The sequence below is a fragment of the Rhodococcus sp. NPDC077669 genome, assembly GCF_040686915.1.
Lineage (GTDB): Bacteria > Actinomycetota > Actinomycetes > Mycobacteriales > Mycobacteriaceae > Rhodococcoides > Rhodococcoides fascians.
On sequence record NZ_JBFBMD010000007.1, the window covers coordinates 148,959 to 170,845 of the forward strand.

Genomic DNA, 21,887 nt, shown 5'->3' on the forward strand with positions numbered 1-21,887 from the left:
CCGCGCTCGGTCGTGGACGACGCGTCGGCCGATCCGACCGTTCATCGTCCACGACGCGGCGAGCGTTGCAGTTCGCCTCACCTTATCGGGCGGCGGTTCCTATCGACCCGGGCAGACGATGCACCGGAATGTCGACACCGCTCATCTCGGCACCGTCACCGTCGACCGACACGATCGCAACGAGGTCCTCGATGTCCTCGGGTTGCAGTCGATCGACCGCGGCAGCATCTGCTGAGGCAAGGAACGCATGGGTGACCCATTCTGCGGACACGATATCGGCGGCGTCCTCGGCGGACTCCGCCCGATCGGTGACCAGGGCTGCACCTGCCGTCACGGCGACCACACCGGCAAGAACTGCTGCACCGGAACCGAACCGGGTGGGAACGGCCAGCCGCGAATCGTAGGCCACGGCCCACTCCGTCACTGCGTTCGTCGCCAATGCAGCGAGTGTTCCGTGGTCGATCGCAGCGCCGTTTTCGACCACGACCAACGCTGGGCTGTCGGGTCCCAGAACCGCCGTTCTGTCCGAATACGTCACCGGCCGCCCAGAACTCGCGGCAATGGCGTCGACGACATCCGGATGTCCGAGGTGGATGGTCGTGGCGGACCCGGCCCAGCTCGGCGCGTCGTCACCGTCCAGGACGAGCACGGACGCGCCTGTTCGCTCCAGAACGTCGGAGGAGTTCGACGCGGCGATCGGAGCCACGGCTCCGCCTGCCTTGGCCACCGCCCACTGCGTCACGACGGCTGCAACAGCGTCGGTGACGAATACGCCGACCACGACTCCGGTTCGGACGCCACGTTCGATCAGTACCCGAGCCATACGTGAGGACTGCTCGTCGAGCTGACGGTAGGTGGTCTCGACTCCGTCCGACGACAACGCGGGCGCATCGGGATCTGCGTCCACCGTCGAGGTGAGTACCTGCGGCAAGGTCAGGTCCGACCGAACCGGTGCCGCAGTGGAGTCAGCGGTCTGCGGGGTCTCGGTCAGTGCCGCCCGCTCGGCGGCGTCGAGCACGTCGATGTCGCCGACGACGACCGCTGGTGTTGCCGCCACTGCACCGGCGATGCGTGCGAATCGTTCCGCCAGCGACGCGACCGTGGACTCGTCGAACAGATCGGCGGCATACACCCATTCGACGTTCAGGGTTCCGGTGCCGCTATTCCCGTCGGCGTGCTGGGCCTCCACCGTGACCTGCAGGTCGAATTTCGCCGTCGGCTCGAAGCCGCTGACGGGTTCGACCACCAGGTTCGGCAGCTCGAAGCGCGCCTCGCCGTGGGGCTCCACCGACAGAACCGTCTGGAACAGCGGGGTGTACCCGGCGTTCCGGTCCGGTGCGATCGTGTCGACGACCCGCTCGAACGGGACGTCCGAATTCGCGAAGGCCCGAAGGTCGGTCTCCCGTAGAGCGGTCAGCAGCTCTGCGAACGTCGCATCCGGGTCCACGTCCGTGCGCAGCGCCAACGTGTTGACGAACATGCCCACCAGTCCGTCGAGCGCCTCGTGCCCGCGGCCGGCGATGGGCGTGCCGACGGCGAAGCTGCGGGAGCCGCTCATCCGCGACAACAGCACCCCGAGGACCGCGTGCAACACCATGAACAGAGTCGCGTTGTTCTCGCGCGCGATCGCCGCGAGTCCGGTGTGTACCGACTCGTCCAGCTCGACACTCACACTGGCTCCGCGCAGGTTGGCGGTAGCCGCTCGCGGCCGATCCCACGGCAACGACACGACCGGGGTGATCCCGCTGAGCTCGTCCGCCCAGAAGGCCAACTGCTGCGACAGAATCGACGTGGGGTCGCTGTCCGAGCCCAGCACCTGCCGCTGCCATACCGCAAAGTCCGCGTACTGCACCGTCAGCGGTTCGGGCGTGTAGTCGGTTCCCGACGCGGCAGCGAGGTACGCAGTCATGACGTCACGGGCCAGTGGTGCCATCGATGCGCCGTCTCCGCTGATGTGGTGCATCACGATGACGAAGACGTACTCGTCCGGGCCGAAGCGGAACACTGCTCCCCGGACCGGGGGTGCGACGGTGACGTCGAAGCCCTCGTAGACGAGTGCGCGAATCCGTTCGGCGGTGTCGGAGTCGTCGGTCGCGTCGATGGGAGTCAGATCGGGTACGACCGATCCGGCGTCGACGAACTCCTGGTAGGGCGAACCGTTCGCATCTTCCGGGTAGCGCGTGCGCAGTGCCTCGTGGCGTTCCACGGTGCTGGACACGGCGCTCTGCAGTGCCGCGACATCCAGCTCGCCTCGCAGACGGAGCGCCAGCGGCATGTTGTAGGCCCCGGACTCGGGGTCGAGTCGGTTCAGTACCCACATGCGCTGTTGCGCGAGCGACAACGGAACGGTCTGGCCGGCCGGTCGGCGACGCAGCGGCATATCGTTCGCGTCGTCGATGCGTGATTCGGCGCGCGCGGCGAGTGCAGAGACCGTCGAGGCCTCGAACAGGTCTCGGACACCGACCTTCTTCCCGAGCGCAGCCGACACCCGTCCCGCCACTCTTGTGGCGATCAGCGAGTTACCACCGAGATCGAAGAAGTCGTCGTCCGATCCGACCCGCTGCACGCCGAGCAGCTCGGCGAAGATCTCCGCCACGATCTCCTCGACCGGCGTTGCGGGAGCACGGAACTCGCGAACCTCGAACACCGGCTCCGGCAGTGCTTTTCGGTCCAGCTTGCCGCTGGTGTTCAGCGGGAATTCGGCGAGCACCATCACCGTCGCCGGCACCATGTACTTCGGCAGAGCGCCGCCGACGAAGGTGCGTACCTCGGCCGGGTCCAGCGTTCTACCCGGCGCGGGCACCACGTATCCGACGAGCTGGTCGCCGGCACCGGTGGTCGCCACCACGGCCGTGGCCTGGTTGACGTCGGGATGGGCCAACAGTGCGGTCTCGATCTCACCGAGCTCGATCCGCTGGCCACGGAACTTGACCTGGAAATCGGTGCGCCCGATGTACTCCAGGACTCCTGCAGCGCCCGGCCCCGATCGCCATCGGACGAGGTCTCCGGTGCGATACATGCGCTCGCCGGCAGCCGAGAACGGGTTCGCGACGAAGCGGTCCATCGTCAGGTCGACCCGCCCGAGGTATCCGTCGGCGAGCTGCGTTCCCGCCAGATACAGCTCACCCGCGGTCCCTGCGGCAACCGGATGCAGCCTGCCGTCGAGAACGTAGGCCTGGGTGTTCCATTCCGGCGCACCGATCGGGACGGTCGCGCCCTCGTCGGCAGACGTCTCCCAGTACGTCACACTCACTGCGGCTTCGGTGGGGCCGTACAGGTTGTGGATCCCGGCAGAGGTGATCGCGCGGAAGTCCGTCACCGTCTCCGGCGGCAGTGCCTCACCCACCACGTAGACGTGTCGCAACGACCGGCACTGCTCCTCGGTGGCGTACGCGGCGAACACCGTGAGCATCGACGGCACGAAGTCCGTGACGGTGACGCCGTGCCGGGCGATGCGCTCCGCGACGTACGCCGGGTCGCGGTGGCCGTCGGGGGTCGCGAGAACGACGCTCGCACCGACCTGGAGTGGGAGGAAGAAGCCCCACAGTGACACGTCGAACGTCGTCGCCGTCTTCTGCAGGTAGACGTCGTTCTCGTCGAGCGAGTACTGGTCGATCATCCACGCCATCTCGTTGACGATCGCGCGGTGCGGCACCGCGACGCCCTTGGGTCGCCCGGTCGACCCGGACGTGAAGATGACGTAGGCGGTGTTCTCCGGGCGTACCGGTGCCAGTCGGTCGGCGTCGGCCACGGCGTCTGCCGGGTAGGACGCGAGATCGAGGGTGTCCAGTTCGAGAATCGGGAACCGTTCCGGCAGTCCCGTCCGATCGTGGCTGGTCGAGAGAACGGCGACCGGCACCGCGGTGTCGAGGATGTACTCGATGCGCTCGGCCGGGTGGTCCGGATCGATGGGCACGTACGCGCCGCCGGCTTCGATGACGGCGTACATGCCGACCATCAGATCGATGCCTCGCCTCATGCCGAGAGCGACGAGCGACTGCGGGCCGACGCCGAGCGAAATCAGGTGTCGGGCAAGACGATTGACCCGCTCCGAGAACTCGGCGTAGGTCACTGCGGTGCCCTCGTAGAGCACGGCCGTGGCGTCCGGGTTCGCCGCAACCCGAGCCCGGAACGGCGCGGTCAGCATGATGCCCGCGTCGACCTCGTGCGCGGTGTCGTTCCAGGTGTCGATCACGCGGGTTCGTTCTTCCGAGCCGAGCAGATCGATATCGCCGACCGCCGTCGTGGTGTCGGAGACGAAGGTTTCGAGAACACCGACGAGCCGGGACAGGATGGACTCGACGTACGTAGCGTCGAACAGATCGCTGATGTACTTGAGCGTGAACGAGATTCGATCCTCGGCCACGACCAACAACGTCAGTGGGTAGTGAGTGTTGTCGTTCGAGCTCACCGACTCGACGGTCATTCCGTCGATCGCTGCCGCTTGCTGCGTCAGCTCGGCTTCGTCCACCGGGTAGGACTCGAAGATGGTGAGGGTGTCGAACAGATTCCCCATTCCGATCGCCCGTTGGATGTCGACGAGTCCCATGTGATGGTGGTCGAGCAGGTCTGCTTGTTCTCCCTGAATCCGGACCAGGTAGTTCTCGACAGTGTCGGCCGGATCGAATCGAACGCGCACCGGGATGGTGTTGATGAACAGGCCGATCATCGACTCGACGCCTGGAAGAGCAGCGGGACGGCCGGAGACCGTGGCACCGAACACGACATCGGTGCGGCCGGTGATGTGTGCGATCAGCAGGCCGTAGGCCGCTTGCACCAGCGTGTTGACGGTGACGCCGAGCCTGCCACCGAGCGCCACGAGCGACGCGGTGGTCTCGGGATCGACGAATCGCTCCGTCTCTGCCGAGCGGGCGGAGATCTCTCGTCCGACACTCGGCGGTGCGACGAACGTCGGCTCCTCGACTCCGGCCAGCGCGGTGGTCCACGCACCGAGAGACACGGCCGGGTCCTGTCGGTTCAGCCATGCCAGGTAGGAGCGATACGAGCGAACCCTCGGCATCGACGAGGTGGAACCACGAGCGGCGTACAGGTACAACAGTTCCTTCATCACCAGCGGCAGAGACCACCCGTCGAGGAGCACGTGATGGTTGGTCATCGCGAGCTTGTAGGTGGTCGGGGTGATTCGCACGAGGACGAAACGCAGCAGCGGTGCAGTGGAGACGTCGAAATGCCGTCGTTGCTCGGCCGCCAGGGCATCGGCGACTGCTGTGCCACGTTCCGGCTCGTCGAGGTGCGACAGGTCCATCGTGGTCCAGGGCAACACGACGTCCTGATGGACGATCTGCACCGTCTCGCCGTCTGCGGTCGCGGTGAACGAGGTACGCAGATTGTCGTACCGATCCAGCAGCGTCTGGGCAGCGTGATGCAACCGTTCGGCGTCCACCTCGCCGGCCAGGTCGAGTACGACCTGCATGGTGTAGACGTCGATCGACGCGTCGGCGAACAACGCGTGGAACAGCAGTCCTTGCTGCAACGGTGACAGCGACCAGATGTCGGTCAGCTGTGGGTAACGCGCCTCGAACGACGCGATGTCGGCCTGCGACAGCGCCACCAGAGGCACGTCCGACGGGGTCAGGCCACCCGAGCCGGGTACCTCGGCGTACGAGGCCAGCGCCGACAACGCCTCGGACCACAGCCCGGCGAGACGCTCGACCGTGTCCGCGGACACGGCTCCGGTCGGGAACGCGAAGCTGGCGCTCAGGACCCCGCCCTCGTCGGTGTCGAGCACGATGGCGTTGATGTCGACGGTCTTGTTCGCGGCCATGTCGGCGTCACCGGGCGCGGAGAGCTCGCCGTCGGCGGCCGGCAACCAGCCGAGCGACTTCATCTCGTCCGGGACCTCGCCGGCGTCGACCCGGCCCAGGTAGTTGAAGCTGATCTGTCCGGTACCGAGTTCGGCCAGTTCCGCAGCGGTCTCCGAGTTCAGGTAGCGGAGCAGTCCCCAGCCCATGCCTCGATCGGGCAGCGCCAGCATCTGCTCCTTGACTGCCTTGACTGCGTCTCCGAGCTGCGACCCTCCCGCGAACGCAGCATCGACGTCGATTCCGGTCAGGTCGAGGCGAACGGGGAACAGACTGGTCAGCCAGCCGACGGTCCGTCCCAGATCAGCTCCGGGAACCACCGCTTCCTCGCGGCCGTGGCCTTCGAGCTGCACCAGTGTTGCCGGTGCAGTGATGCCGCGCTCGGACCGCAGTCTCGTGACGGCCAGAGCGAGCCCGGCCAGCAACCCGTCGCCCACTCCGCCGCGGAAGATCTCCGGAACGGTGGTCAGCAAGGTGCGCGTGACGTCGGGTGTCAGTTCGATGTTCACCCGTTCGAGCGTCGCCACGACATCGACCGCGGGATCGAAGGGGCGGTTGCCCAGCACGGGGTCCTCGGTGTCGGCGATCGAACGCCACAGCGGCAATTCGGCCAGCCGCGCCTCGCTCGCTGCCGCGTCGACCAGTGCATGGGTCCAACGCCGCATCGAGGTCCCGACCTCGGGGAGGGTCGGGGTCACTCCCCCCGACACCTGAGCCCAGGCGGAGACGAAGTCGGGGACCAAAATTCGCCACGACACTCCGTCGATCACGAGGTGGTGCGCCGCCACGGTCAGCGTGCCCGGCACCTCGGGTCCTCGATCGACCCAGACGAGGGCGAGCATGCGACCGGCGGTGGGGTCGAGCGTTCCCACCGCATCGTCGAATATTGTTGCAGCCGAATCGGTATCGGCGCGGGTGAGCAACGCATCCACATCGACGGCTCCGGTGCCCGCAACCTCGAGGCCCCAGCCGCGGTCGTCGTGTACCAGGGTCGACCGCAGCACGTCGTGTCGATCGACCACTGCGGTCACCGTGGCGAGAATCCCGGCTCGGTCGATACCGAGCGGCAGCTCCAGTGTGACGGCCTGATGGAAGCGTGACCACCCGCCGCCGCGCTCGATCATCGCTACACCGAACGGGGGTAGCGGCATCCAACCGACGCCGCCGCCGTCGAGTTCCTCGAGCACGACCGCGTCATTGCCCTCACCGACGATCACGGCGACCTCGGCGAGACCGGCAACGGTCTTGCGCTCGAACACATCTCGCGGCCCGAACTGAATTCCCCTGGCCTTGGCGCGAGAAACGAGCTGAATCGAGACGATGCTGTCGCCGCCGAGCGCGAAGAACGAATCGTCGACCCCGACGGCGTCGAGGCCGAGGACGTCTGCGAAGACCTCGGCGATGATGCGTTCGGTGTCGGTTGTCGCGGTGCGGAATTCGGCATCGCTGCCGAATTCCGGTTCGGGTAGTGCTCTGCGGTCCAGCTTGCCGTTCGGCCCGAGTGGCAGGGCATCGAGCACGATGAGCCCGGCCGGAACCATGTATTCCGGAACCAGGGTCGCAACCGAGGCGGTGACCGCTGTGGTGTCGATCGTCTCACCGGCGACAGGAACGACGTAGCCGACCAGGAGTTCACCTGCCGACGGCGTCCGGCGCACGAGAACGACGGCTTGGTCGACCGACGGATCTGCAGTCAGCGCGGCTTCGATCTCGCCCAGTTCGATGCGCAGTCCGCGCAGCTTGACCTGGAAGTCGGTGCGGCCGAGGTACTCGAGTTCACCGTCGCGCCTCCACCGCACCAGGTCTCCGGTGCGGTACATCCGCGAGCCGGCACTGCCGTGCGGGTCGGCGACGAACCGGTCGGCGGTCAGGTCCGGGCGGCCGAGGTATCCGCGGGCCAGTTGACACCCCGCGAGATACAGCTCTCCGGGCACCCCGACGGGAACGGGGTGCAGTCGCGCGTCGAGCACGGTCACCCTCGTGTTCCACACCGGTGCGCCGATGGGAACCGACACGGTGTCCGACGGCAGGACATGGTGATAGGTGACGTCGACAGCGGCCTCGGTCGGGCCGTACAGGTTGTGCAGCTCGGTTGCGGGCAGAGCAGTGCGCAGGGCCGAGGCAACCGATGCAGGCAATGCCTCACCGGAGGCGAACACCGCACGCAGGCCGGTGCAGTTCGACACACCGTCCGCAGCGGCGAACACGGCCAGCAAAGACGGCACGAAGTGCGCGACCGTGACGCCGCGTTCGGCGACGGTGCTCACCAGATATGCCGGATCTCGGTGGCCGTCGGGCACCGCGATGACGAGTTCGGCACCGATCTGCAACGGCCAGAACAGCTCCCACACCGACACGTCGAACGTGACCGGCGTCTTCTGCAACACCTTGTCCTGCTCGGTCAGACGGTATTCGGCCTGCATCCACAGCAGACGGTTGACGATGGCCTCGTGGCTGACCGCAACGCCTTTGGGGCGACCGGTGGAGCCGGAGGTGAAGATGACGTACGCGGTGTCCGCCGGTCGCAGCGGTGCGGTTCGCTCGGCATCGGTCACCGGTGCCGTGGACAGACCTGTCGTGTCGACGGTGTCGACCAGGATTCTGGCGGCGTCGGTCACGAGATCTGTACCGTCGCGCTCGGTCGTGAGCAGCACCACCGGTGCCGCCGTGTCCAGGATGTAGCCGATTCGTTCGGCCGGTAGATCCGGGTCGACCGGAACGTAGGCACCACCGGCGGCGAGCACTGCGTAGATACCCGTCAGCATGTCGATGGAGCGGCGCATGGCCGTCGCCACCACGGTTTCCGGGCCGACTCCCTCGGCGATGAGCAGACGCGCGAGCGCGTTGACCCGTTCGGAGAATTCGCGGTACGTCACCCGATCGTCGAGGAAGCTCGTGGCGGTGTTGTCCGGGGACTCGGCAACTCGGGTCTCGAACAGCGACACCAGAGTTGCGCCGGGATCCACCTCGTGCGCGGTGGCGTTCCAGTCCTCGAGGACGCGGGTACGTTCGCCCTCCTCGAGGATGTCGATGTCGCCGACGACCCCGTCCGGTGTGTCGGTCAGCGCGTGCAGTACCCGGACGAGCCGTCGCCCGAGGGAGGCCATGCTGGATTCTTCGAATAGATCTGTGGCGTAGTCGAACTGCACGTCGATTCCGGCGGGAGCACCGCGGTCGTCCGTGTTCTCCCAGAGCGTCACCTGCAGGTCGAATTTCGCGAACGCGCTACCCAAATCGATGCCCTCGACAGTCAACCCCGGCAGGGCCAACGTCTGGCGGTTCAGGTTCTGGAACGTCAGCATGACCTGGAAGATCGGGTGGCGAGCCTGTGAGCGGTCCGGGGCCAGCTCGTCGACGAGCCGCTCGAACGGCACGTCGGCGTGCCCGAAGGCTCCCAGGTCGGCCTCGCGAACTGCGGCGAGTTGCTCGCGCAACGTTGCCGCGGGGTGCACCGCGGTACGCAGGGCGAGCGTGTTGACGAACATGCCGACGAGCTCGTCCAGATCGGCGTCACCGCGGCCAGCGACCGGGGTTCCGATCGTCACGTCGTCGGTACCCGCCATCGCGCCGAGGAGCACCGCGAGCGCGGTGTGGACCACCATGAAGTTCGTGGCGTTGTTGGCGCGGGCAGCGCGAGCGATGTTCGACTGCAGAGCCTCGTCGATCGAGAAGTTGTATGCCGCACCGCGATACGACGCCACCGCCGGACGCGGCCGGTCGGTCGCGAGATCGAGCTGTGCCGGGGCACCGGCCAGAGCCGTCGTCCAGTAGGCGAGCTGCTTCGCCAACGGCGAATCGGGGTCGTCCTCGGAACCGAGTACCTCGCGTTGCCACAACGCGTAGTCCGCGTACTGCACCGGGAGTGGTGCCCACTGCGGGTTCTCCCCCGCGGCACGGGCGGTGTAGGCCACCATGACGTCGCGCGTCAGGGGTCCCATCGAGAACCCGTCCGCGGCGATGTGATGGGCGACGAAGGCCAGTACGTGCTCGGTCTCGCTGACCCGCAGGATCCGGATTCGGACCGGAACAGCTCGGGTCACGTCGAATCCCGCGGACACGAAGTCGCGCAGGGCCTGCTCGATCGAACTCTCGTCGACGTCGTCGACGACAACCGTCACGCCGGCCTCCGCGGTACCGAGTACCACCTGATGGCCCCGTCCGTCGACCTCCGGGTACACGGTGCGCAGAATTTCGTGCCTCGCCAGCACGTCGTGCACGGCGTTGGTGAGTGCATCGACATCGATGCTGCCGGACAACCGAATTGCGACCGGGATGTTGTTCACGGCGGAGGTCGGATCGAATTGGCTCAGGAACCACATGCGCTGCTGAGCCATCGACAGCGGCACCGAGTCCGGTCGTGTTCGAGCCGTCAGTGCCCGGCGCGCACCGGTACCCACCTCGGACTCGATCGCACGTGCGAGCGACTGCACCGTCGGAGACTCGAAGATCGAGCGGACAGGCACCTGAGTATCGAGCGCCGCACCCAGCCGGGAGACCACCTGAGTGGCGATGAGCGAGTTACCGCCGAGCGCGAAGAAGTCGTCGTCCAGACCCACGCGCTCGACAGCGAGCACCTCGGCGAAGACCGCCGCGACGGCCTCTTCCACCGGATTGGTCGGCGCGCGGAATTCGGCTGTCTCGAACTGCGGTTCGGGGAGCGCCTGTCGATCCAGCTTTCCGTTGACGCCGCGAGGAAGAGCCTCGAGCACGACGAAGGCCGCCGGGATCATGTACGACGGCAGACGTTCGGCGAGTGCACGACGGATGCCGTCCTGATCCAGCGTCACCCCATCGGCGGGCACGAGGTAGGCCACGAGCCGCGCGCCTGATCCCGTGTCCGCGAGAGCGATCACGGCGACGTCGCGAATCTCGTCGAGCGATCCGAGAGCGGCATCGATGTCGCCGAGCTCGATACGGAAACCGCGAATCTTCACCTGGAAGTCGGTGCGCCCGACGTACTCCAATTCGCCGTCGGCGCGCCAGGATACGAGGTCACCGGTGCGGTACAGACGGCCGCCGGGGGTGAACGGGTCCGCGACGAATCGCTCGGCGCTCAGATCCGGCCGCGCGAAGTACCCGTCGGCCAGCTGCGCACCCGCGAGGTAGAGCTCACCTGCGACGCCGACCGGAACGGGAGCCAGACGCGAATCCAGAACGTAGACACGGGTGTTCCACTCCGGGCCACCGATCGGAACCGTGGTGCCGTCGACGGTCGTCACCCGATGCGAAGTCACCGAGACCGCGGCCTCGGTCGGGCCGTACAAGTTGTCCAGTCGCGCAGCAGAACTGCGCAGCGCGCGCTCGGCCGTGGCGACCGGCAGCGCTTCGCCGATCGCCAGGATCCGCGTCAGGTGTTCGGGCAGGGTGCCCGCCGACGCCGTGACCAGCGCGTCGAGCACGGACGGCACGGTGTGCAGTGTCGTCACCGATTCCCGGTTCGTCAGATCGACGAGGTAGGCGGGATCGCGGTGGCCCTCGGCGTCGGCCACGACGATCGCACCACCGGAGACGGTGGCGACCCAGAACTCCCACACGGACAGGTCGAAGGTGGCCGCGGTCTTGAGCAGCACTCGGTCGGTGCTGCCCAGTCCGTAATGGGCGCTCTGCCACAGCAATTGGTTGACGATGGCGGCATGACTCACCGCGACACCCTTGGGGCGGCCGGTGGATCCGGACGTGAAGATGACGTACGCGGTGTTCGCAGGCCGCAGCGGCGAGGTGCGCTCACTGTCGGTGACGGGCGCGTCCGAGACCTCTGCGTCGAGCACTCGCGGATCGGTGTCGACCAACAGCACCGGAACCGAGTCGACATCGACACCGTCCCGCGCAGTACTCAGGACCAGAGCGGGAGCAGCTACCTCCAGGATGTAGGCATTGCGGTCCGCCGGCTGATCCGGATCGATGGGCACGTACGCCCCACCCGCCTTGGCGACGGCATACATCGCGACGAGCAGATCCAGCGAGCGCCTGATCGCCAGAGCAACCGTCACCTGCGGGCCGACACCGGCACCGATGAGGACGCGGGCCAACCGGTTGATTCGACGATCGAACTCGCCGTACGACAGTGACTGCCCGGCATGGACCACCGCGACCGCGTCGGGCTGCGCCTGCACCTGTCGATCGAACAGCGATACCAGCGTCTGCGACGCATCGACATCGTGATCGGTGTCGTTCCACGTGCGGACGATCCGGGTGCGTTCCTCGGGCGAGAGCAGCTCCAGATCGCCGACGACGGCCGACGGGTCCTCGGCCACGGCGGCGAGGAGGCGAACGAACCGGTCGGCAAAACCTTCGATCGTGGCGCGATCGAAAAGATCGGTGGCGTAACTGAATTCGGCCGACAGTTCCGCGGGCGAGCCGTCCGGGGCGTAGCGATCCGAGATCGACAGTTGCAGATCGGTTTTCGCAGTCACCGCATCCGCCTCGACGGCACTCACCGTCAGACCCGGCAGCTCGAACGTCGACTCGGCAAGGTTCTGGAAGGACAGGCCTACCTGGAACAACGGGTTGCGTGCCGTCGACCGCACCGGGTTCAGCACCTCCACGAGACGCTCGAACGGAACGTCGGAGTGCGCGAACGCGGCCAGGTCCCGCTCTCGGGCCTGAGCGAGCAACTGGCTGAAGGTCATCGACGATTCGACCGACGACCGGAAGACCAGGGTGTTGACGAACATACCGATCATCGAGTCCAGAGCCCGCTCACCGCGGCCGGCGATGGGCGTTCCGACCGCGATGTCCTCGGAACCGGACAGGCGTGCGAGCAACACGGCGAATGCCGAGTGCACCACCATGAACAACGTTGCCTGCTCGGTACGTCCGAGTTCGGCGAGAGCAGCGTGCGTGCCGGCGTCGACGGTGAACCGCACGGCATCGCCGCGGAAACTCTGCGCAGGCGGGCGCGGGCGATCGGTGGGCAGCACCAGCTGATCCGGCAGCTCGGCGAGCGTATCCTTCCAGAACGACACCTGCTGCGCTGCAACCGAATCGGGATCCGATTCGGTGCCGAGTACGGTTCGCTGCCACAGCGCGAAGTCGACGTACTGCACCTCGCGTGGCTCCCAGTCCGGAGCCGTCCCTGCAGATCTCGCGGTGTATGCGGTCATGACGTCGACGGCCAGCGGGCCCATCGACGCGCCGTCGGCCGACACGTGGTGGACGACGAAGGCCAGGACGTGCTCGTTCTCGTCGACGCGGAACACGCGCGCGTCGACCGGCACCTCGACGGTGACGTCGAAGCCCCGCGCAAAGAATTCGGTCACGGCGGCAACGACGTTTACACCGGCCACGTCTCGGACGGCGAGGTCCATCGGTACCTCGGACGCCGGCAACACCTGCTGGAACGGGCCCTGTGCCGAGTCCGGGTACCGGGTACGAAGAGACTCGTGGCGCTCGACGACATCACGCACCGCCGACTGCAGCGCAGCGACGTCGAGCTCACCCGACAACCGCACGGCGAAAGGAATGTTGTCCACCGACGACGTCGTGTCGAACTGGTTGAGGAACCAGTACCGCTGCTGCGCAGGCGAGAGCGGCGGGTGCTCGGGACGCGGACCCGCCACGAGTGCAGCGCGCCCGCCCGAACCGACAGCACTCTCCACGTGCGCCACCAGTGCGGCCACGGTCGAGCTCTCGAACAGCGCCCGCACCGGGACCACCGTGTCCAGGGCCGCGCCGAGCCGCGAGACCACCTGGGTGGCGATCAACGAGTTACCGCCCAGGGCGAAGAAGTCGTCGTCCAGTCCCACTCGCTCGAGGTGCAGGACGTCGGCGAACACTCCGGCGACGATCTCTTCGACCGCGGTGGTGGGTGCGCGGAATTCCCGGGCCTCGAACACGGGTGCGGGAAGCGCGGCGCGATCCAACTTGCCCACCGGGGTCAGTGGAACGGTGTCGAGAACGATGATCGACGACGGGATCATGTAGGCGGGCAATGATTTTCCGACGAAGGCGGTCAGCTCCTCGACGTCGACGACGGAACCACGCGTCGGCAGCACGTAGGACACGAGGGTGGTGACACCCGAGGGCAGTTCGTGTCCGAGTGTGACGGCGAAGTCGACCTCGGGAACAGCGGTGAGCGCGGAGTCGATCTCGCCGAGCTCGATACGGAACCCGCGCACCTTGACCTGGAAGTCGGTGCGGCCGACGAACTGCAGCTGCAGGTCGTCCGTCCATCGCACGACGTCGCCGGTGCGGTACATCCGTGCGCCGTCGATGCCGTACGGGTTGGCCACGAAGCGCTCGGAGGACAGACTCGGCCTACCGAGATAGCCGCGAGCGAGCGCACCGCCCGACAGATACAGGTCACCCGCGACACCGGTCGGAACCGGTTCGAGCCTGGAATCGAGGATGAGCACGGACATGCCGTGAATCGGTCGACCGATGGTGATCGGCTCGCCGGGCGTCAACTCGGCGAAGCTGGAGATGATCGTGGTCTCGGTCGGTCCGTACCCGTTGAAGTACTTCCGGTCCCCTGCCCAGCGGGCGAGCAGTTCGGGAGTGGTCACGTCGCCGCCCACCGAGAGCACCTCGAGCGAATCGATCCCGTGGGGATCCATCGTGCCGAGCACCGCGGGCGTGATGATCGTGTGAGTGACCCTCTCCGCCTTCAACAATTCGGCCAGTTCGGTGCCGCCGAGAATCGATGCGGGTACCACTACCAACGTCGCGCCGACGGAGAACGCCGCCATCCACTCCAGAACCGACGGATCGAAGTTCGGCGAGCAGACGTGGAGGAACCGCGAGGCCGGTTTCAGGTGATAGAGATCGGTTGCTGCGTCGAGGACGCCGCCGAGTCCGGCGTGCGTGACGACAACGCCCTTCGGCTTGCCCGTCGAGCCCGAGGTGTAGATGACGTAGGCGGGGTTCTGGAACGTGACGGGTCGCAGGCGGTCGGCGTCGGTGACCGGGTCGGCAGAGCGGGTGCGGACCTCGGCCACGAACTCGTCGTCGTCGACGCTCAGCCAGGTCAGGTCCTGCTGTCCGCCGGCGAGCCGATCCGAGTGTGCCCGGGTGGTCAGGCCCAGTAGGGCCTCGGAGTCCGAGACCATGTGGGCGACGCGATCCTGCGGATACGTCGGGTCGACGGGTAGGTGCGCGGCCCCCGATTTCGCCACTGCCCAGACCGCGAGCACCATGAAGTAGGAGCGTTGGAATCCCAGAGCCACAACGGATTCGGGGCCGGCCCCGCGCTCGATGAGCACCCGGGCGAGCTGCGAGGACGTCGCATCGAGTTCGGCGTACGAGATCGAGCGGCCCTCGTAGCGAATCGCGGTCGCCGACGGGTCGAGTGCGGCTCCGGCAGCGAAGATCTCGGCCAGAGTGCCGCCGGCCAACACGTCGTCACCGTGGACGTGGGTGAGCCGGTCGTATTCGTCGTCGTAGAGGATGGACAGATCGCCCACCGGGGTGTTCGGTGTCGCCACGATCGCTTCGAGCAGCCAGCGGAAACGACGCGAGAACACCTCGATCGTGTCCTCGTCGAACAGGTCTCGCGCGTAGAGGAAACCGGCGGACAGACCGGTGCCGTCGGACTTCTCGTGCAGCGTCAGCGACAGGTCGAACTTGGCGGTGTCGACCTCGACGTCGACCGCCGAGACCGTCAGATCGGGAAGATGGAATTCGCTCGGCGGCAGGTTCTCGAACGCGATCGCCACCTGGAACAGCGGGTGCCTGGCCGTCGTTCGCTCGGGTTCGAGCAGATCGACGAGCCGCTCGAAGGGGATGTCCGCGTGTGCGAATGCATCGAGGTCGACGTCCCGGACGTGGCCGAGGAGGTCGGTGAATCCCTTGCTTCGATCGACCGAGGTGCGGAGCACCAGGGTGTTGACGAACATGCCGATCACGTCGTCCAGGACGGCCTCGCCGCGGCCTGCGACGGCGGTACCCACCGCAACGTCGTCCGAGGTGGACATGCGAGCCAGGAACAACGCGAGCGCACCGTGGAGCACCATGAACAGGGTGGTTCCGGTCGACCGGGCCAGATCGTCGAGCGAGGCACGCAGATCCGCATCGATGTCGAACTGGAACCGCCCGCCCGAGTACGACTGCACCGCAGGACGCGGCCGGTCGTACGGCAGGGTCAGCTCACTGGGCAGGTCCGCCAGGGCCGAACGCCAGTAGTCCGCCTGTGCTGCCGTCAGGCTGCTCGGATCCGCGTCGTCGCCGAGCACGGCGCGCTGCCACAGCGCGAAGTCGGCGTACTGCACCGCCAGCGGCGTCCACTGCGGAGCGTCGCCGGCCACACGAGCGAGGTAAGCCGTCATCACGTCGCGGGTCAGCGGTCCCATGGACCACCCGTCTGCGCTGATGTGATGAACCACGACGACCAGCACGTACTCGTCGTCGGTGACCTGGAACAGTTTCGCGCGCAGGGGAATCGACTGGGTGACGTCGAATCCTTCGGAGGCGAACGCGATCAGGTCGGCCACCGCACCGTCGGCGGACGGTGTGGTGGGCGTCAGGTCCGGTGCCACCAATTCGGCAGGCAGGATCACCTGATGCCCCGCTCCGTCCACACTCGGGTAGACGGTGCGGAGTGCTTCGTGCCGGTCGAGAACGTCGACGACCGCTGCGTTCAGGGCCGCAGTGTCGAGTGCTCCGGTGAGCCGGATCGCCACGGGGATGTTGTTGACCGCCGATTCGGGCTCGAATCGGTTGAGGAACCACATCCGCTGCTGGGCGAGCGAGAGCGGAATTCGTTCGGGGCGTTCCTGCGGCACCAGAGGCGCGGAGACTCCGTGGCCGACGTGACTTTCCAACGCAGCAGCCAAGGCTGCCACCGTGCCTGCCTCGAACATCGTTCGGACGGGCACCGTCGTGCCCAGCTCGGCACCGAGTCGTGCGGCGACCTGAGTGGCGACGAGCGAATTGCCGCCGAGCGCGAAGAAGTCGTCGTCCACACCGACTCGGTCGAGTCCGAGGACCGCGCCGAACACGTTCGCGACGATCTCTTCGACCGGATCGGACGGTGCTCGGTAGGGCGTTGCCTCGAATTCGGGATTGGGCAGCGCTTTTCGATCGAGCTTGCCACTTCCGCCGAGCGGGAATTCGGCCAATTCCACGACGGTGGTCGGTACCATGTACTCGGCCAGACGTCCACGTAGCGCGGTGCGTGCCCGGTCCACATCGACCGGGCCTTCGGTGGGGACGACGTAGGCAACCAGTTGTTCTCGTCGCACGAGCACCACGGCCTGAGCGATCTCGGGAAGATCCAACAGAGCCGATTCGATTTCGCCGAGTTCGATACGGAGACCACGCAACTTCACCTGGAAGTCGGACCGGCCCACGTACTCCAACTCACCGGCGGGCAGCCACCGCACCACGTCGCCGGTTCGATACATCCGCGTACCGTCGACCGCGAACGGATCGGCAACGAAGCGATCCGCGGTCAGATCGGGTCGGCTCACGTATCCCCTGGCGAGCTGGACACCCGAGAGATAGAGCTCTCCCGACACCCCGACCGGAACCGGCCGCAACGACGAATCCAGAACGCGCACATCGGTGTTCCACACCGGTGAACCGATCGGCACCACGGCTGTGTCCGCGTCGGAGACCGCGTGATAGGTCACGTCGACAGCAGCTTCGGTCGGGCCGTACAGGTTGTGCACCGACACCTGTGGGAGCGCGCGGCGCAGCGAATGTGCAGTAGCAGGCGCAAGCGCCTCCCCCGAGGCGAACACCGTACGCAGCGACGCTCCCGCGTCGGGCCTACGCAGCGCCTCCGGTGTGAACACCGACATCATCGACGGCACGAAGTGCACTACCGAGACATGTTCGCGTGCAATGACATCGAGCAGGTACGACGGATCCCGATGACCCTCGGGAACCGCGACGACCACCGATGCGCCGACCTGGAAGGCCCAGAAGAACTCCCACACCGACACGTCGAACGTAGCCGGTGTCTTCTGCAACACCACGTCCTGCGGACCGAGGGGGTACTCGTGCTGCATCCACGACAACCGGTTGACGATCGCCGCGTGCGATACGCCGACGCCCTTCGGCCGACCCGTCGACCCCGAGGTGAAGATGACGTATGCGAGGTTCTCTGCCCGCAGCGGTGCCGTCCGCTCCGCATCGGTGACCGGCGCCGACGAGAATTCCGACACGTCCACGGTATCGATGTCCACCGTCTCCACGCCGGGGAACTCGACGTGATCTCGGGTGCTCGAGAGCACCCGTACCGGCGAGGCCGTGCTCACGATGTACTCGTTGCGCTCCGACGGCTGAGCCGGATCGATGGGTACGTACGCAGCACCGGCCTTGACGATCGCGTACATACCGACGAACAACTCGATACTGCGGCCGACTGCGAGGCCGACCGTCGAATCGGTCCCGACACCCACCGACAACAGGTACCGCGCCAGGCGGTTCGCGCGCGCATCGAGCTCGGCGTACGTCAGCCGAACGTCCTCGAACACCAGGGCCTGCGCGTCGGGGGTCTGCTCGACGCGACCATCGAACTGCCCTACCAACGTTGTTCCGCTGGTGATCTCGTGCGCCGGTCCCGAACCGAACGTCAGCACCGACTCCCGCTCGACCGAGTCGAGCAGGTCGATCTCTCCGACGGCTGCGGCGGGCGCTGCGGTGATCGCACGAAGAACCCGAACGAACCGCTCTCCGAATCGAGCCATCGTCGATTTGTCGAAGAGGTCCGCGGCATAGGTCAGGGCGACGGTCAGGCCCGCGGGCTCGGAGCCGGCCGGTGCCGAATCCCACAGCGTCACCTGCAGATCGAACTTGGCCAGGTCTGCCTCGTAGTCGACCGCTGCGATGGTCAGGCCGGGGAGCTCGACCGAGGTTCGATCCAGGTTCTGGAACGTCAACATGACCTGGAACAGCGGGTGGCGTGCCTGCGAGCGCGCCGGGGCCAACACGTCCACCAGACGCTCGAAGGGCACGTCGGCGTGCGAGAACGCAGCGAGGTCCACCTCCCGGATCTCGCGCAGCAGATCGTCGAACGACGTCCGTGGATCGACTTCGGTGCGCAGCACCAGTGTGTTGACGAACATGCCGACGACGTCGTCGAGGGCCGCGTCTCCACGGCCGGCGACCGGCGTACCGATACTGATGTCGTCGGCGGCCGCGAGCTTGGCCAACAGCACGGCCAGCGCGGCGTGCACGACCATGAATGTCGTTGCGTTGTGGTCTCTTCCGAGCTTCTCCAGCGCGCGGACCAGTTCGGCGTCGATCTCGAACGTGTGCGTGCCGCCGTTGGTCGTGGCGACCGCCGGGCGGGGACGGTCGGTGGGTAGCTCCAACTGGTCGGGTGCGCCGCCGAGTCGGTGCCGCCAGTAGTTCTCCTGCGCCGAGATCAGAGATTCCGGATCGTCCTCGCTGCCGAGGACGGCCCTCTGCCACAGCGTGAAGTCGGCGTACTGCACCTCCAGCGGAGTCCACTGTGGTTGCTGCCCGTTGGTGCGCGCCACGTATGCGGCCACCACGTCTCGGGTCAGCGGGCCCATCGAGAATCCGTCGGCCGCGATGTGGTGCACCACGAACGCGAGCACGTGCTCGGTCTCGGCCGTCTCGAGAAGCACCGCCCGGAAGGGCAGCTGTACCGCCAGATCGAAGGGCCTGAGCGCGAACTCGAGCAGCACGGCGGGAACGTCGGCATCGGTTGCCGTCGCGCGCTCCAATTCCACTGCCACCGAATCGGATTCGAGTACTTGTTGGAAGCCGATGCCGTCGTGATCGGGGTAGACCGTCCGCAGCGACTCGTGCCGGTCCAACACGTCGATCAAGGCCGCCTGCAGGGCGGTGAAATCGAGTTCGCCGCTCAACGCGATGGCGACCGGGATGTTGTTGACAGCCGAGTCCGGCTCGAATCGGTTGAGGAACCACATCCGTTGCTGGGCCAGCGACAGTGGCACACGTTCGGGCCGCTGCTGCGCCACCAACGGAGGTCGCGCGTGCGTCGAGCCTGCGGCATCGACGGCCGCGGCGAGTTCGGCGACGGTCGGTGCGTCGAAGAACGACCGCACATCCACTGCTGTGCCCAGTTCCGCGTTGACTCGCGCGATCACGCGGGTCGCGTTGAGCGAGTTTCCGCCGAGGACGAAGAAGTCGTCGTCCACGCCGATACGGTCCATCCCGAGCACCGTCTCGAAAATTGCCACCATGGCCGTCTCGGTGTCGGTGCCCGGGGCTCGGTATTCGCGTACGAGCGAGGCGAAATCGGGCGCAGGCAAGGCTTTTCGGTCCAGCTTGCCGCTGGCGTTCAGCGGGAATTCGTCCAGCACGACGAACACCGACGGCACCATGTACTCGGGCATGCGCCGGCGCACCGCATCGGCCAGGCCGTCGTGATCGATATCGGGCTCGGTGCTCACGACATAGCCGACGAGCTGCTCGCCCAACTGCGCCTGCGAGTGGTCGGCGTGAACGAGTACTGCAGCCTGGGTCACCTGCGGCTCGGCGAACAGCGCCTGCTCGATCTCGCCGAGTTCGATACGGAGGCCACGCAGTTTGACCTGGAAGTCGGTGCGGCCGATGTACTCGATCTGGCCGTCGGCGCGTCGGCGCACCAGGTCGCCGGTGCGGTACATCCGGTCCCCCGGCTCACCGAACGGGTCGGCGACGAATCGATCGGACGTCAGGTCCGTGCGTCCGAGGTATCCGCGAGCGAGCTGCACGCCCGCGAGATAGAGCTCTCCCTCGACTCCCCGGGGTGAGCGCCGCAGACCCTCGTCGAGCACGTAGAGGTCGGTGTCGTCGACGGCAGCGCCGATCGGTACCGAGCCGTCCTCCACCTGCGGGGTTCGGTAGTACGTGACGTCGACGGCTGCTTCGGTGGGACCGTAGAGGTTGTGCAACTCGGCACTGGAGATCGCGTGGAACGCGTTGACGGTTCGCGCCGGCAGCGCCTCGCCGGAGGCGAACACCATGCGAAGCGAATCGGCCTGTGCGGCGGTGGGTTCGGCAACGTAGACCGACAGCATCGACGGTACGAAGTGGGTCACCGTCACGCCGTGTTCAGCGATGACGCGGGCGAGATAGGCGGGGTCGCGGTGCCCGTCTGGCTCGGCGATCACCAGTGTCGCGCCGATCTGCAACGGCCAGAAGAACTCCCAGACCGACACGTCGAACGTGAACGGCGTCTTCTGCAAGACGACGTCGGCCGGGGTCATCGTGTATTCCCGCTGCCGCCAGGAAATATTGGCGACGATCGCGCGGTGGCCCACCGCCACGCCCTTCGGACGCCCGGTCGAACCGGACGTGAAGATGACGTACGCGAGGTCGTCTTCGCCGAGGGTGCCGAGCCGGTCCGCATCGGTGATGCGCCCTGCAGTCACGCCGGTGACGTCGACGGCATCGACGAGCAGAGTCTGCGTGCCGTCCGGCAACTGCGGCAGGTCCTCCGATGTCGTGAGCACCAGAACCGGTCGCGCGGTATCGAGGACGTAGGCGAGTCGATCCACCGGGTGCTCGGGGTCCAACGGAACGTAGGCACCACCGGCTGCCGAGATGGCGTACATACCCACCAGCAGATCGAACGAGCGGCGGATCGACAGCCCCACCGTCGAATCCGGGCCGACTCCCCGCTGGATCAGAACCCGGGCGAGGCGTTCGACCGACTCTGCGAACTCGGAATAGGACCGACTCTCGCCGCCGAACACGAGCGCGGGTGCGTCCGGTGTGCGCTCGGCCTGATCGGCGAACAGGGTGTAGAGGGTGGTTGCCTCGGGTTCGGCCGGGCTCGACGCCGAGTCGTCGTCACCGAGAACCGTCGCGGCATCGGAGACCACCGACGAGACCACGGCGTCGAGACCACCGTCGGTGGCCTCGATGAGGCCGGGAACGGTGTTGGACAGCACGACCGGGACCAGCGCGTCCGGGCCGAGAACCCCACCCATGGCCGTGTCGAGGGTGGTGATCTCCTCGTCCAACCGGGCGTAGGTCAACTCCGTGCCGAGGTGCGCGAGCGCCACGCGGTCCGGTTCTACCGCAGCGACGCTCCGAACCAAGCGCGGAAGGTCCTCGACCGTCAATGCTGCCTCGCGTCGACGTCCAACCGCCATCTAACTTTTCCTCCTGATCGATCCACGTGCACAACCGGCGAGCTCGGCT

General features: G+C 66.9%; 1 protein-coding gene. It reads right to left on the reverse strand.

Translation table 11 applies throughout. The features are described 5' to 3' along the window. Positions 1-82: 82 nt before the first annotated feature. The gene (locus AB0P23_RS11575) at positions 83-21,838 is read right to left on the reverse strand and encodes a non-ribosomal peptide synthase/polyketide synthase (protein ID WP_363797643.1); all 21,756 of its coding nucleotides are present in this window, start codon (positions 21,836-21,838) and stop codon (positions 83-85) included. Positions 21,839-21,887: the final 49 nt, after the last annotated feature.

Bases quoted from the DNA above. Each gene is read 5' to 3' on its own strand.
- AB0P23_RS11575 (WP_363797643.1), bottom strand. From the start codon at position 21,838: ATGGCGGTTGGACGTCGACGCGAGGCAGCATTGACGGTCGAGGACCTT.